We start from the raw sequence: 14,168 nt of genomic DNA, 5'->3' as shown, positions 1-14,168 counted from the left end.
ACCGCTAGTCGACACCTACGAGAAGCGGCACGATGCTGCGGTGCGCGAACGCGAGCAGCTCGTCGTAGGTATCGAGCGGGGCGGCGGCCGAGGGTGTCAGTAGGATCGAATGGACCACGCGCACAACAATTTCCGGTGCGTCCGGCACGGCGAAGGTGTCCGATTCCAGTTCACCCCTGGTGATGTGCGTGGCAGCGTTGATCGCGGTCACGAGCAGTGCCGATGCGTTGGTGGTCAATTGCTCGAGCACCAGCGAGCTCTCGGAGTCGAACATCTTCAAGAGCACAGGGTTCGTTCGCACCGAGTCGATGGTCGTGGCGAATCCGTGTGCCGCCCGATCCGCACGTGACCTCTGTTCGGCAGCCGCAGCTGCCACCGCCGCGAACAGCCGCGACGACTCCCGCGCCATGACGGCCCGAACGAGTTCGTCCTTCGATCCGATGCGGCGATAGACGGTCACGCGATTGATCTTGGCGCGCTTCGCGACGTCGCCGATGGTGGTTCGAGGAATTCCGACCTCACCGAACAGTTCCAAGGCGGCATCGAGAATCGGCCCGTTGTCCCCATCTGGATGCATCGCTCGATCCTATCGGCCGTCCACCGTCTATTCGGTGCAACATTGCAACATAATATGTTGCTATGTAGCATCGCTGGCAGCAGCAGCACGATCTCGAAGAAACGGAGTCTCGAATGTCTCGGAACAAGGCGGGCGACTCGGACGAGCAGTACACGGACGAGTCCTACGCGATAGTGGCGCGCGCGGTGACATTCGACTGGTCCGGAGTTCCACTCCAGTACATCCCCCACGAGTGGTACGCCACCCACTTCTGGAACGTGATGCACCTGGTTCTGCCCGAGGGAGAACGAGCGATGGCGGACGTGTTCGCCCGCGCGCTGCCGTACATCGACGACCGCAGACTGCACGAGGAAGTCGTGGGATTCGTCGGCCAGGAAGCCACGCACGCGTCCTCCCACGAAAGCTTCCGCACCTACCTCGTCGCGCACGGAGTGGACATCGAACCGATTCTGCAGCGCATCCGCTTCGCCGTGGGTGTGGTGTTCGGCGATCACGGCCTCACCGGCCGCGCAGGCAAGGCATGGCTGAACGAGCGCCTCGGAATCTATGCAGCAGCAGAGCATTTCACCGCAGTGGTAGGCGAGTGGCTGCTCGACAATGCCGAATTCGACCGCATCGGCGTCGACCCGACGATGCTGGATCTGTTGCGTTGGCACGGAGCGGAAGAACTCGAACACCGCAATGTCGCATTCGATGCGTTCCAGTACGTCGACGGTGGCGCATTCCGCCGCGCCCGAACCGCGGTGATCGCCAGCGCTGGGTTGGCCGTGTTGTGGTTCAGTACCGCCGCGTACCTGTACAGGAATTCGGTCGCCACGCCACGAACCGGTACGCGGCGGCTGCGCGCCCCGTGGCCGATCGCGTTCGCACGAGCGTCACGCAAGCACCTGATACCGGGCCTGTCGTTCCTGTTCGTGCAGCTCGCCCTGTACATCCGTCCCGGCTTCCACCCCTCGAAGATGGGCGACATCGACAAGGCCGTGCAGTACCTGGCAGTCTCCCCCGCGGCGCTGGCGGCCCAGCAGTGACGACCACAGTGCCTCCGGTGCACAGCCATCTCGGCGAGATCACCGTGACGGCACCGGGACGGGGACTTCGCGCCATCGGTGCCGCGTCCCGTTTCTACGCCAGGCTCGTCACCGATTCGCCGATCGTGACGGCCCTGTCTCCGGCGCGGCCCCGACGAAGCGTCGGATACGAATTCGAGACCGTCGTCGACGATACGATCGACGAGGCCGAGGACGTTCGCTCGCTGCTGCTCTCGCGCAGGGACGGTGCACCACTACCGACATGGCAACCCGGAGCTCACATCGACGTCACCACTCCGTCCGGTTCGGTGCGGCAGTACTCACTCGCCGGTCGACCCGGGTCAGGTGATCACTACCGCATCAGCGTCCGCAAGATCCCCGGCGGTAGAGCGTCCACCGAGATCCACGCGCTCTCACCAGGCGATGTCCTGCGAGTTCGAGGGCCCCGCAATGCCTTTCCGATGGCGGAGGCCGAGCATTACCTCTTCGTGGCCGCCGGAATCGGCATCACCCCCATCCGGGCGATGATCGAACGCGCCGTCCGGGACGGGGCGCGGTGGACGCTGTACTACCACGGTCGCTCTCGAGCGAGTCTGCCGTTCGTTGCCCTACTGCAGCAGTTGGCACTGACCTCGCGCGGGCATGTGATCGTCAAAACCGATGATATCGACGGATTTCCGGTTCCGGAGGACATCGTCGATCTCGGGATGGGCAACTCCGCGATGTACGTCTGCGGGCCCGCGGCGCTGTCGGGCAGGCTCCGCGACGAGTCCCTCGCCAGTACGGCCGTTCGTGAATTCCACACCGAGTTGTTCGCGCCTGCAGCGGTGGTCGACGGCATGCCGTTCGTGCTGAAGCTCGATCGCTCGGGAGACACCATCGAGGTCGGTGCGCGGGAGACCGCTCTCGACGCACTCCGCCGGTCCAGGCCGGATCAGCCGTTCTCGTGTCGGCAAGGCTTCTGCGGAGCGTGCGTCGTCGGTCTCGTCGCCGGACGCGTCGAGCACCGAGATCGCGTTCTGAGCACGGCCGAACGCGAGAACTCACTCACCCTGTGTGTCTCGCGCGCTGCCGTCGACGGCGAAGCTCTCGTCCTCGATCTGTAGAAGGAGCCTATACCCTCATGCCTGCAACACCATTCGACAGTGCCACGCCCGTACCGCACACCGACGTCGCGATCATCGGCGCGGGCTTCGGTGGCCTCGGGGCCGCGATCAGGCTCGAGCAGGAAGGCCGCAGCGACTTTCTGATCTTCGAGCGCGATACGGCGGTCGGTGGAACGTGGCACGTGAACACCTATCCCGGTGCTCAGTGCGATATTCCGTCGGCGCTGTATTCGTTCTCGTTCGCACCCAACCCCGACTGGACGCGGCTCTACCCGCTTCAGCCCGAGATCGAGGCGTATCTCAACGATTGCACCGATCGTTTCGGTATCCGCGATCGCATCCGTTTCGGGCACGAGGTACTCGACGCGACGTGGAACGACGAACAGGCCCAGTGGGTGGTGCGGACGAGCGAGGGAACATGGTCTGCGCGCATCCTCATCGGAGCACTCGGCCCGTTCAGTGAACCGGCAACTCCCGACATCGGAGGACTGGAATCGTTCTCGGGCACCGTGTTCCACTCGGCGAAGTGGGACCATCGGCACTCCGCCCAGGGCCGACGCCTCGCCGTCATCGGCACCGGAGCATCCGCGGTGCAGTTCGTTCCGCGTCTGGCCCCCGAGGCCGCGCACCTGACGCTGTTCCAGCGGACACCGACATGGATCCTTCCGCATCCCGACCGGCCGATCTCCGAAGCCGGCAGGTCCCTGCTCAGGAAGTTCCCCCGGGCCCAGCGGGCGATGCGCCGCACGTTCGATCTGTTCCAGGAAGCGTTGGTTCCCGGACTCATCGGCCATCGATCGTTGCTCGCACCGCTCACGGCATTGGGGCGCGCGCATCTCCGTCGTCAGGTGAAGGACCCTGTACTTCGCGAGAAGCTCACACCTGGTTACGAATTCGGTTGCAAGCGACCGACGTTCTCGAACAAGTTCTACCCCGCCCTGTGCCGTGAGAACGTCGCCGTCGAAACCACGAGCATCGCGCGGATCGTGCCCGAGGGCATCGTCACCACCGACGGGACCGTGCACCAGGTCGATGCCATCGTCCTCGGGACGGGATTCACCGTGTCCGGCCACACCGGCTTCCGGCGGATCGTCGGTCGTGACGGAAAGTCGTTGGCGGACCACTGGCCCGACGGGGAAATGTCGTCGTACCGGGGCACCACGGTGCACGGCTTCCCGAATTTCTTCATGCTGCTCGGCCCCAACTCCGTGGTGTACACCTCCCAGGTGGTCACCATCGAGGCTCAGGTGAACTACATCCTTGCGGCACTGCGCGCGATGGACGACAACGCACTGGCGACCCTCGAGGTCAGCATGCGGGCACAGATCGAATTCGCGGATCACACCGACGAGCGTCTCGCGGGATCGGTGTGGAACTCGGGAGGATGCAGCAGTTACTACTTGAGCCCGTCCGGACGCAACGTGACGTACTGGCCCGGTTCGGTACGCAATTTCACCCGGCGTATGTCCACCATCGAACTGCGTCATTATCACTGCCGCAGTGCGCTTTCCGAGGTAGATCCGATGCTCGCGACCAGCAAGGAGCTCGCATGAGCGGCACCATCGAACTCGCGGGAAAGGTGGCACTGGTCACCGGCGGAGCGCGTGGAATCGGAGCCGCGACGGTCGAGAGATTGCGCGCGGCGGGAGCGTCTGTCGCGGTGGTGGATCGAGATTTTCCCGCGGATCCGACCGGTACGGAAAGGACACTTCTGCTCGTCGGTGACGTCACCGATCCGGCAGCGATGGCGGACTGCGTCGTGGCAACGATCGACAGGTTCGGCCGCATCGACATCGTGATCGCCAATGCCGGGATCACCCCGCCGCCGGCCACCATCAGGTCGATCGACCGCGCCGTCTTCGACTCGGTGATGGCGGTGAACTTCGGCGGCGTCCTCAACATCGTGCGGGCCGCCGCCGACGAGATCGTCGCGAGCGGCGGACACATACTGCTCGTATCGTCCTGCGCTGCATTCACTCCCGGGATGGGTGGGTCCGCGTACATGGTGAGCAAGGCGGCCGTGGAACAGCTGGGCCGCGCTCTGCGCATCGAACTTGCTGCCGTCGGCGCATCGGCCGGTCTCGCGTACTTCGGAGTGGTGGACACCGATCTGGCACGGCACACCCTCGACGACGACCCGATCGGTCGGCGAATCGGAGGATTTCTTCCGTGGCCGCTGAGCCGACGCCTGCCGTCTCAGCGAGCCGCCGAGTTGCTCGTACACGCGGTCCGGACCCGTCGGGCACGATTGATCGCCCCTGCCGTGTGGACTCCGTACTTCTGGTTCCGGGGAATGCTCAACCCGATTCTGGAACGCAGCCTCGTCCGGGACCGTCGGGTTGCGCAGATCATCCGGGATCTGGAGGAGACACACGCACGCTGACGTTCCGTAGCCGCGTGGGCTATGCGCTCTCACCGTCCACGCTGGGAACGTCACTCATCGGCGGGAGCGGCCGGGCGCACAGGTCACGCGCATCGGCGTCGGACATTCCCAGCGCGAGCAGCACGCTGTACGCCATTCGATCCACGGCCTCGTTGTCGTCACGATCAGGTTGCTCGAGCAGTAGCTGGCCCAGACCGAGCAATGCGCCCGCCACCAGAGCCAAGGACAGCTGTATGTCCTCGACCCGGAAGTACCCCGCATCGACTCCGGCGACGATGTCCCGTGCCGCACGTGGACCGAGACCGTGCTGCGAGGTGATCAACTCGGGACCGGAGTGGATGAGCACGCGGCTGAGTTCTGGTTGCAGGCGAAAGAGTCGGCCGGAAATTCGAAACGATCGAGTGAACGCCTCGGCGGGGTCGGCGTCGACATCGGTCAGCGAATCGAGGTAGCCGCCCAGCAACTCCAGGGCACCGTCGACCGCCGACTGGAACAGCTGCTCTCGACTGACGAAGTGGTTGTAGAACGACCCCATACCCACGTCGGCGGCCTGGGTGATCTCTGCGATCGGCGCGTTCAGTTCGCCGCGGGCGATGAAGCCCTGCGCCGCTTCGATCAACGCTCCACGCGTGCGGGCCTTGCGGCGCTCGAGTCGATTCGGGGTTTCGGTCATGGTCCCTACTTCTGTCTGCGCTGGTCGACGGCCTGACTCTTCCTCATGGCTGACGATTCTGTCAATACTATTGACTGACGGCACTGTCATAGGTGACGATATTGTCACCAACGAGGGAGGCTCAATGGCACAGGACGTCGACGGCCACAAGGACATGCACGTGGACCAAGGCGCGCTCACCGGCGAGCACCCCGGTCGCGCGAAGGATCCCATCATCAAGGTTCGGGACATCGCGTGGCTGGAGTTTCGCAAGCCGGATCTGACCAAGGCCGAGGCGTTCGCCGTGGCCTTCGGTTTCACCGTCTCGCTTCGCACTCCGGAGGAGATCCATCTGCGAGGTACGCACGTCGGCGCACCGTGCGTGATCATCCGTCGCGGCAAGCGAACACGCTTCGTGGGCGCAGCCTTCGCCGCCGCAGACGATGCCGACCTGATGAGGCTGGCCGAGGCCACCGGGCAGCGCGTCCAACGACTACCCGACACACTCGGCGGTGTCGCCGTGAATCTCACCGACCCGGGTGGACAACCCGTCCAGGTGGTGTCCGGGTACACCGAGCATCCCGAGCTGCCCGGCCAGCCAGCGCACACCTACAACTTCGGCGACCCGCGCTACCGACTCAATGCGACGCAGCGGCCTCCGCGTCAGCCCGCCCGAGTCCAACGTCTGGGACACGTGGTGCTCCAGCGCACCGGCTACCTCGAGAACCTGAACTGGTACCTGCATCATCTCGGACTGATCGTCAGCGACTTCCTCTACTACGACGGCCAGCGTGATCGCGGTCCGGTGATGAGCTTCATCCGCTGCGATCGTGGCAACACTCCGGCCGATCATCACACTCTCGCAATGACTCTCGGTCCGTCCAACCGGTACGTACACTCGGCCTACCAGGTGTCGGATCTCGATGCCATCGCCGCGGGCGGGGAGTACCTGACCCAGCGCGGGTACCGGCATTCGTGGGGTATCGGCAGGCACATCCAGGGCAGCCAGATCTTCGACTACTGGCGGGATCCCGACGGTTTCCTGGTGGAACATTTCAGCGACGGCGATATGTTCGACAGCTCCCTCGAGCCCGGCTGGGCACCGATGACCGCATCCGGCCTGGCTCAGTGGGGGCCGCCTGCGTCCAAGGACTTCCTCGGGATCGCGCCGAGCAAAGCGTCTCTGCACGAGCTCAAATCGATCATCTCCTCGCTACGCACCGACAACGAATTCGACACCGAACGCCTTCGCGGCCTGATGAAAGTGGCTTCCTCATGAGCATCGCTGTACTGCGCACCGCCGACGCCTGGTGGGTGGAGACCCCGGCCGGGGCGTCCCGAATCGACACCTCGGCCACCACCACCGCCGAGCTACTCGCCGATCGAGCAGCCATCGAGTCGGCGCGCGAGTCCACCGATGTCGTTGCCGTGGAGACGTTGTCGCCGATCTCGCCGGTCACCGCGCCCTGCCGAATCATGGCGAACATGACGAACTTCGTCTCGCATGTGAAGGACTCGGGAATGAACCCCGAGACGGTGCCGCTGACGTTCTTCCGCAAGACCTCGGGCTCCATCAGTGGACCCACCGACGACGTTATCAAGCCCGCGCACGTCAAACTGCTGGACTACGAGATCGAGATCGGCTTGGTCTTCGGCAAGACCCTCACCGTCGGCACCAAGATCGACGCGTCCAACGTGGCCGAGTACGTGGCCGGGCTCGTGATCACCAACGACGTCTCGGCGCGCGATGTCCAGTTGCCCAAAACTCAGTTCTACGAGGGAAAGTCGTACCCCACCTTCACGCCGGTCGGGCCGCGCCTCGTACTGCTCGAGGCCGGCGAGTTCGACCGGTTCGGAGACCTCGCATTGACCTTGCGCGTCAACGGTTCGGTCCGACAGGACAGTACGGTCGCCGACATGATCTACCGTCCGGTCGAATCACTGAAGGCGCTGAGCAAGTTTCAGCGGATCGATCCGGGCGATCTACTGCTCACCGGTACGCCGGGGGGCACCGCACTGAAGGCCCCCGCCAAGCCGATCGAAATGATCGGATCGCTGGTTCCGCCGTCGGTCAAGTGGAAGGTCTTCTTCAAGAAGCAGGCCAAGAATCCGGCGTTTCTGAAGGACGGTGACGTGCTCGAACTGACGTGCTCCACTCCCGACGGAGCCCTCGATCTGGGAGTCCAGCGCACCCGGGTCTCCTACCGATGACCGAAAACACGTCCGACGGTCGCCACTTTCCCGTGGTGATCGTCGGCGCCGGTCCGACGGGCATGACCGCTGCGTTGCTGCTGGGTCGGTACGGCGTGCCCTGCCTCGTGTTGGACAGGTGGGAGGACGTCTACCCACAGCCTCGCGCGGTCCATCTCGACGACGAGGTGTTCCGCATTCTCGGCGATATCGGCCTGGCCGAGGACTTCGCGGGAATCTCGCGCCCCGGTCGCGGACTGCGATTGTGCGACAAGCAGATCCGCACGCTAGCCGAGTTCGAGCGGGATCCCGACGATCGACCGCACGGGTATCCGCAGGCCAACATGTTCGATCAGCCCGATCTCGAACAGCTGATGCGCAAACACATCTCACAATTCGAGTGCGTGGAGATGCGCGGCAATTGCGAGATCACCGACGTCCAGAATCTGAAGAATTCGGTGCGGGTCCGGTACGACTCGACCGTGGACGGGACCCCACACTGGGTGACCGCCGACTACGTACTCGGCTGCGACAGGGCCAACAGCATCGTTCGAGCCTCCATCGGTTCGAAGATGCACGATCTCGGCTTCGCACAGCGATGGTTGGTGGTCGACATCGCCACCGATGCGGACCTCGATCAGTGGGACGGCGTGCACCAGGTGTGCGATTCCGAGCGATCGGCGACCTACATGCGCATCGGCCCCACCCGCTACCGCTGGGAATTCCGTCTGCACGACGACGAGACCATGGACGCCTTCACCGACCTGGCGTCGATCGGTCCACTGATCGCGCCGTGGCTGGAGTCTGTGGACGAGCCCGAGATGGAGCTGATTCGCTGCGCCGAGTACACCTTTCGGGCACAGGTGGCCGACCGGTGGCGTGATCGCCGGGTTTTCCTCCTGGGCGATTCCGCGCATCTGACGCCGCCCTTCATCGGGCAGGGGATGGGCGCTGGGCTCCGAGATGCGCGCAACCTGGTCTGGAAGATCGTCGGCGTGCTCGACGGGCATCTGAAGGAAACCTCGCTCGACAGCTACGAGACGGAACGAAAGACGCACGCCAAGCAGATGATCGAGTTGGCGGTCGCGATCGGATGGGCCATGACCGGCGGCAGCCGACTCACCGGCATCATGCGCACGAACATCGCACCCGCTCTGGGGTATCTGCCGTTCATCGGCGCGAAGGTCACCGCCAGCACCACGCCGTCACTCGGCCGATCGCAGTACGTGTTGCGTTCGCCCGTGCCGGTTCGCACTCTGGCCGGAAAGCTCTGCCCCAACAGCACATTGGACAATGGAATGCGCCTGGACGACCTCGCGCCCGGCCAATTCCTGTTCGTCTCGTCGACGCCCTTGTCCATCGGGCACCGTCGAGAGGTCGAACGTCGCGGAGCCGTCGTCGTCGAGGTGGCGGCGTCGTCGGATCTCGGGGCCTGGCTGCGCAGCGGGCATGCTGTCGCTGCCATAGTCCGACCGGACCGCACCGTCATGGCGTCGGGCACCTCGGTACCTTCCCTGCACACCAAGGTACCGACCACCGCTTTTCGTCGGCGAGACTGCCCGGCACACGTTGCGACGAAGCCGCGCCCTACCCGCACAGCAACAAAGAGGCGTAGATGAACACTGCACTTGTCACCGGAGCGACGTCGGGAATCGGCGAGGCCGTCGCCGAAACTCTCATCGCCCGCGGCTATCACGTCATCGGCACCAGCCGTAACAGCTCGAAGGTGGCCACCCCGATCCCGGGGGTCGACTACCGCGATCTGGACCTGACGGATCCGCAATCGATCCGTGCGTTCGTGGACGAACTCGGCGACTCCCCGATCGATGTGCTGATCAACAACGCAGGCGAAAGCCAGTGCGGCCCACTCGAAGAACTCCCCATCGAGGCGATCACTCGGTTGTTTCAGCTCAACGTGTTCGGCGCGATCGAGTTGACCCAGGCCGTATTGCCGGCCATGCGTGAGCGCGGCCGCGGCAGAATCGTCAACATCGGCTCGATGCTCGCGAGCTTCCCCCTGGCCTACCGTTCCTCGTACGCCGCAACCAAGGCCGCGATCAAGGGCTTCAGCACGGCGGCACGGTTCGAGCTCGAACCGTACGGAATCGACATCACCACAGTCGAACCCGGCTCGATCGCCACCGGCCTGTCCGCCCGTCGCACCAAGTACTGCGGACCGCATTCGCCCTACCTACGCGATTTCACCACGGTGATCGCGAAGCTCGACGCCAAGGAGGCACAGGGCATTACGGCCGAGACGGTCGCGAAGACCGTGCTGAGAGCGGTCGAGGACAAGAAGACCCTCCCGATCTACGCCGTCGGCAGCAATGCGCCCGCAGTGTTTCTCGCCAAGCGGTTGCTACCACGCACCGTGCTCGAGAAGTTCACGGCCCGCGCATACGGATTGCCCGGCAAACGCCCGGTCGGCTAGCGAAGCAGTCCTGCGACGAACGGGATCGTGTCGGCCTGTGACTGGACGAGGGCTCCACTGTGGTCGGTGTTGTAGGCCCGGAACGTCACCGGCTGACCGTTGGCGGTCAGACGCGCGACGTAGGCCGCGGTGGTCGGAAACGGAACGTCGATGTCCTGCAGACCGTTTCCCATGAAGAAGGGCTTGTCGAATCCTGTTTCGGGCATCGCCATGTAATCGTCGAGCACGGCCGTGAAATTGGGCAGGCTCGTCAGTGGCGCGGTGAAGAAGTCGCCGATCGTCACACCGTCGAGTTGTTCCTCGAAGTCCGATACGCACTCCGTCTCGGCCAGGTCTGCGTACTTCTTTCCGAGCGGGGTCAGGATGTTGTCCAGTCCGAGCTCGGGATGCGCGTAGCGCAGTGATGCGCCGATGTACGCGACGTAGGCGGTCAGTCCCGACGGCAGCTCCACCGGCGGAACGCCCGGTGCACCGATCGAGACCAATTTCTCGATGTACGCGGGAGTACCGGTGCCGACCGCCCCTCGGTAGTCGAGCTCGGGGCCGCCGAATTCCGTTGCGTACCGCGCGGTGTAGATCGCTGCTCCGCCGCCCTGCGATTGGCCGACGGCCACCCAGGATCGCGACAGGGCTTCGCTGTGGTTGCGGCCCGCCTTGACCATGTCCACGACGTTGTGTGCCGTGGTTCGACCGTCGAGATACGTCGGCAAGCCGGGTGTTCCGAGGCCGGCATAGTCGCTGGCCACGATGGCGTAACCCTGCGCGAGCCAGTTTCCCAGGTACGGCAGATCGCGCTCGGCGTACGCCGGACCGATCATCGACGGCGCACACGAATCCCCAAGACCGGATGTGCCGTGGGCCCACGAGATCACCGGCCAACCACCCGCGGGCGGCGTGCCGGGCGGCAGGAAGACGGTGCCGGTGCTCAGCGCTTTGTCGCCGAACGTGTCGGTGGTGACGTAGGTGAGCACTTCGGCCGAGGCCGCGCCGGGAACCCACAGTTCCTGCGGCAGATCACGAGTCGAGACGACGTCGCCGATCTCCTGAGTGATCGCCGGTGCTGCGGAAGCAGGTGCGGCCAGCAGCACCGTCACCATGCTCGACGCGACAGTCGCGGCAACTGCGAGAGCACCGATCCGACGACGAGAGGTCACTGGGTCTCCATTCCGTTCGAGTGCGCGAAGCCACCGCGTTCGTCGATGCGCGCCACCTTGTAATACACGACCGCACCGATCCACACGACGAAGAACGTGCCGACGACGAGTTGGCCGGCCAGATTGAGATCGATGACGGCCAGCGCGTCCCACAGGCCGCCGGTCAGCTCGAACTGCTCGGCGAGCAGCGACAACAACTGCACCGTGCCGATCACCAATGCCACGAAGACGGACAGTCCCGTCATCGTCATGTTGTAGTAGATCTTGCGCACCGGCGTCACGAACGCCCATCCGTACGCCTTGGACATGAAGATGCCGTCGATGGTGTCCATCGTGGTCATGCCCGCGGCGAACAGAACCGGCAGCGCGATGATCGCCATCGGCGGAAGTCCGCCTGCCATGGCCGTCGTGCCTGCGATCGCAAGCAGACCGACCTGAGTAGCGGTGTCGAATCCCAGCCCGAACAGCAGACCCAGCGGGTACATCTGCCACGAGTGGTTGATCAGCTTGTCGTAGCGGCCGCGGAACAGTCGATTCATCAGTCCACGCTTGGCCAGCAACTCGTCGAGGCCGGCTTCGGTGAACTCACCTCGTTTCGCGCGTCGCCAGACTCCGACGATTCCCGCGAGCACGGCGATGTTCAACGCTGCGATGAGATACAGGAACGTTCCGGACACGAGCGTGCCGATGATGCCGCCGACTCCGGCGAATGCGTCCTGGAACGCCGTGGCCTGGGACGCGACGAAGGCGATAGCGGCGACGAAGACGAACACGACCGTCGAATGACCGAGTGAGAAGAAGAGCCCGACGGCCAACGGCCGCTTGCCCTTCTGCAGCAGAAAGCGGGTGGTGTCGTCGATGGCCGCGATGTGATCGGCGTCGAAGGCGTGCCTGAGTCCGAGTGTGTACGCCAACACGCCTGCTCCGGCGTACACGAGGGTGCCGTCGGCCCCGGTGAGTCCATGGATGCTCGGGATGGAGTCGTAGTGCGTGAACAACCCCCATCCGATCACGTGCAGAGCGGCTACGAAGCCTGCCATCGCCAACAGGCGGGGAATCTCGTCGAGAGTGAATCGACTCTGCCGTCGGCCGACCTCGGCGCGCGAAAGCTCAATCGTCATGGAGACATTGTGGCCGACGACAACGAATTACTCTTCCTGCGCGGCCGCGGCCAGGACGCGTCGCGCATCGGGTTCGACGGACCAGTAGGCAAGGAGAGCCAAGATCCCGCCGACGGCCAACAGCGGTAGCAGCGGAACCAGGCCGACGGTGAGTGAATCGGCCGCGTCGGACACCACGCCGACCAGAAGCGGCCCGACGGCACCGCCCGCGGTCGCGGCGATCTGAAGCATGCCGAATCCCAGACCCCGATCCCGGGCCGGGACCACGTCGGCGACACATGCGGTGAGCGTGGGGAGGGCAAAAGCCGAGAAGAAGGCGAAGACGGTGAGAAGTACGACGAACACCACCATGGCGTTCATGCCGAGCGCAATCGACATGAACACACTGCCGAGGAGAATTCCGCCACCACCCAGCACTACTCGCCACTGGGCGAGGCTGGTCCCGATCACGGCCCTTCGGGTTGCCATCGCCGCGACGAGCGTGCCGAGAACGATTCCTACAAGCGTCATTCCACCGCCCGCCGTCGCGGCTGCCGATTCGGACAGGCCGTACCGGCGTTGCAGCAGACTCGGAAGCCAGAAGGTCAGGCCACCGATCGACAGGCTCATGACCGTCAGAGCCGCACCGGTGAACCACAGCGTTCGGATGGGCAGCAGTCGGCGGAGCTGGGCGGCAAGCGGGCCGGACGGCGTGGGAGCCTCCAGGCTCGGGTCCGCGCGGGCCGCCAACCTGTCGGCGTATCCGCGTTCCGGTTCCTTCAGACGTGAGACGAGCACTGCGACAAGCAGTCCCGGGATCGTCATGACCATGAACGCCCCGCGCCAGCCCAGCCAGTCCGCCAGCACACCACCCAGAACGATGCCGGCACCGCCCAGATACGCCGAGGTTCGCCACCAACCGAACGCGGTGGATCGTGTTGCGGGCGGATAGAAGTCGGCAAGCAGGCTCGCGCTCGCCGGGTTGTCCACCGCCTCCGCGGCGGCAAGACCGACCCGCACGAGGTAGAAGATCAGGAACGTGGGCGCAAGCGCGGAACCCAGCGTCGCCAGAGACCACAGAACGACCACCCAGGTCACGATCCTGCCGCGATCGTGACGATCGGCGAAATACGCAGCCGGTATCGCCAGAACGCCCGCGGCGATCGCAGATGCACTGGGCAGCGATCCCGCCACTGCGTCGCCGAAACCCCATTCGGCCTGAAGCTGAGGGAGAACGGCGGCAACGAGGCTGAATTCGATCCGGTCCACGAAGGCCACGAGGACCAACACGATCGCCGGTCCCCAGCCGAAGGGAAGAAGAGCAGACCCGGGCCCGGACCGCAGCGTCCCGATGGTTCGCCAACGGCTGCCGCGATCGACCACTGGGCCTGGATCGATACCGGTCGCCATGCGTCGTCCCTCGATTCAGCGTCGTTCGAAACCAGTGTGCACCGCCGGGCACAATCTCAACATCGGTTGATGTCTCTGTCATTTCCCTCGAACGTGCTGACAGGTCACAACGCGGAAGCGGACATTCGACGCTTTCG

13 protein-coding genes are annotated in these 14,168 nt (G+C 64.6%); 8 read left to right on the top strand and 5 right to left on the bottom strand.

All coding sequences use genetic code 11. From position 1 onward, the window contains the following. Positions 1–4: 4 nt before the first annotated feature. On the bottom strand, positions 5–577 hold the full coding sequence (locus CH296_RS11575) for a TetR/AcrR family transcriptional regulator (RefSeq protein ID WP_094684795.1): 573 nt from the start codon (positions 575–577) through the stop codon (positions 5–7). A gap of 113 nt (positions 578–690) precedes the next feature. On the opposite strand from CH296_RS11575, the gene CH296_RS11570 reads away from it, so the two are divergent. Genes CH296_RS11570 through CH296_RS11555 form a run of 4 tightly spaced genes read left to right on the top strand, consistent with a single transcriptional unit; the run spans position 691 to position 5,094 of the window. Further along, positions 691–1,605 carry a metal-dependent hydrolase gene (locus CH296_RS11570; RefSeq protein WP_032395475.1) on the top strand — a complete coding sequence of 305 codons (915 nt, stop codon included), beginning with the start codon at positions 691–693 and terminating at the stop codon, positions 1,603–1,605. Between the two features lie 17 nt (positions 1,606–1,622). Beyond that, positions 1,623–2,711 (top strand): PDR/VanB family oxidoreductase, encoded by a 1,089-nt coding sequence (locus CH296_RS11565; protein ID WP_256980421.1) that lies wholly within the window; start codon positions 1,623–1,625, stop codon positions 2,709–2,711. A gap of 17 nt (positions 2,712–2,728) precedes the next feature. Further along, positions 2,729–4,264 carry an NAD(P)/FAD-dependent oxidoreductase gene (locus CH296_RS11560; protein ID WP_094684794.1) on the top strand — a complete coding sequence of 512 codons (1,536 nt, stop codon included), beginning with the start codon at positions 2,729–2,731 and terminating at the stop codon, positions 4,262–4,264. Then, positions 4,261–5,094 carry an SDR family NAD(P)-dependent oxidoreductase gene (locus CH296_RS11555; protein ID WP_094684793.1) on the top strand — a complete coding sequence of 278 codons (834 nt, stop codon included), beginning with the start codon at positions 4,261–4,263 and terminating at the stop codon, positions 5,092–5,094. Before CH296_RS11560 ends, CH296_RS11555 begins: the two co-directional genes overlap by 4 nt. A 19-nt stretch (positions 5,095–5,113) precedes the next feature. Here the strand turns inward: CH296_RS11555 and CH296_RS11550 are convergent, their stop codons facing one another. Continuing rightward, a complete protein-coding gene (locus CH296_RS11550) occupies positions 5,114–5,767 on the bottom strand; it encodes a TetR/AcrR family transcriptional regulator (protein WP_032395478.1) in 654 nt (217 codons plus the stop codon). A 124-nt stretch (positions 5,768–5,891) separates the two neighbouring features. Between CH296_RS11550 and CH296_RS11545 the strand changes: the two genes are divergently transcribed. Genes CH296_RS11545 through CH296_RS11530 form a run of 4 tightly spaced genes read left to right on the top strand, consistent with a single transcriptional unit; the run spans position 5,892 to position 10,367 of the window. Then, the gene (locus tag CH296_RS11545; RefSeq protein ID WP_032395479.1) at positions 5,892–7,025 is read left to right on the top strand and encodes a VOC family protein; all 1,134 of its coding nucleotides are present in this window, start codon (positions 5,892–5,894) and stop codon (positions 7,023–7,025) included. Then, positions 7,022–7,957, top strand: coding sequence for a fumarylacetoacetate hydrolase family protein (locus CH296_RS11540; RefSeq protein ID WP_032395480.1), 936 nt, complete (start codon positions 7,022–7,024; stop codon positions 7,955–7,957). Before CH296_RS11545 ends, CH296_RS11540 begins: the two co-directional genes overlap by 4 nt. Beyond that, positions 7,954–9,555, top strand: coding sequence for a bifunctional 3-(3-hydroxy-phenyl)propionate/3-hydroxycinnamic acid hydroxylase (locus tag CH296_RS11535; protein ID WP_094684792.1), 1,602 nt, complete (start codon positions 7,954–7,956; stop codon positions 9,553–9,555). The genes CH296_RS11540 and CH296_RS11535 overlap by 4 nt, the downstream gene beginning before the upstream one ends. Beyond that, complete coding sequence (locus CH296_RS11530) at positions 9,552–10,367, top strand: SDR family oxidoreductase (RefSeq protein ID WP_032395481.1); 816 nt, start codon at positions 9,552–9,554, stop codon at positions 10,365–10,367. The genes CH296_RS11535 and CH296_RS11530 overlap by 4 nt, the downstream gene beginning before the upstream one ends. On the opposite strand, the gene CH296_RS11525 is transcribed toward CH296_RS11530, so the two are convergent. From CH296_RS11525 to CH296_RS11515, 3 genes are read right to left on the bottom strand one after another with little or no spacing between them, the layout of a single operon-like run. Next, complete coding sequence (locus CH296_RS11525) at positions 10,364–11,464, bottom strand: lipase family protein (protein ID WP_094646589.1); 1,101 nt, start codon at positions 11,462–11,464, stop codon at positions 10,364–10,366. The genes CH296_RS11530 and CH296_RS11525 overlap by 4 nt on opposite strands. Positions 11,465–11,517: 53 nt before the next feature. Then, positions 11,518–12,642: a HoxN/HupN/NixA family nickel/cobalt transporter gene (locus tag CH296_RS11520; protein WP_082073880.1), complete on the bottom strand. Its 1,125-nt coding sequence runs from the start codon at positions 12,640–12,642 to the stop codon at positions 11,518–11,520. Between the two features lie 27 nt (positions 12,643–12,669). Then, on the bottom strand, positions 12,670–14,031 hold the full coding sequence (locus CH296_RS11515; RefSeq protein ID WP_094681646.1) for an MFS transporter: 1,362 nt from the start codon (positions 14,029–14,031) through the stop codon (positions 12,670–12,672). Positions 14,032–14,168: the final 137 nt, after the last annotated feature.

Source organism: Rhodococcus sp. 14-2496-1d, assembly GCF_002259365.1.
GTDB lineage: Bacteria > Actinomycetota > Actinomycetes > Mycobacteriales > Mycobacteriaceae > Rhodococcoides.
This window is presented reverse-complemented; position numbering and strand designations above follow the sequence as displayed.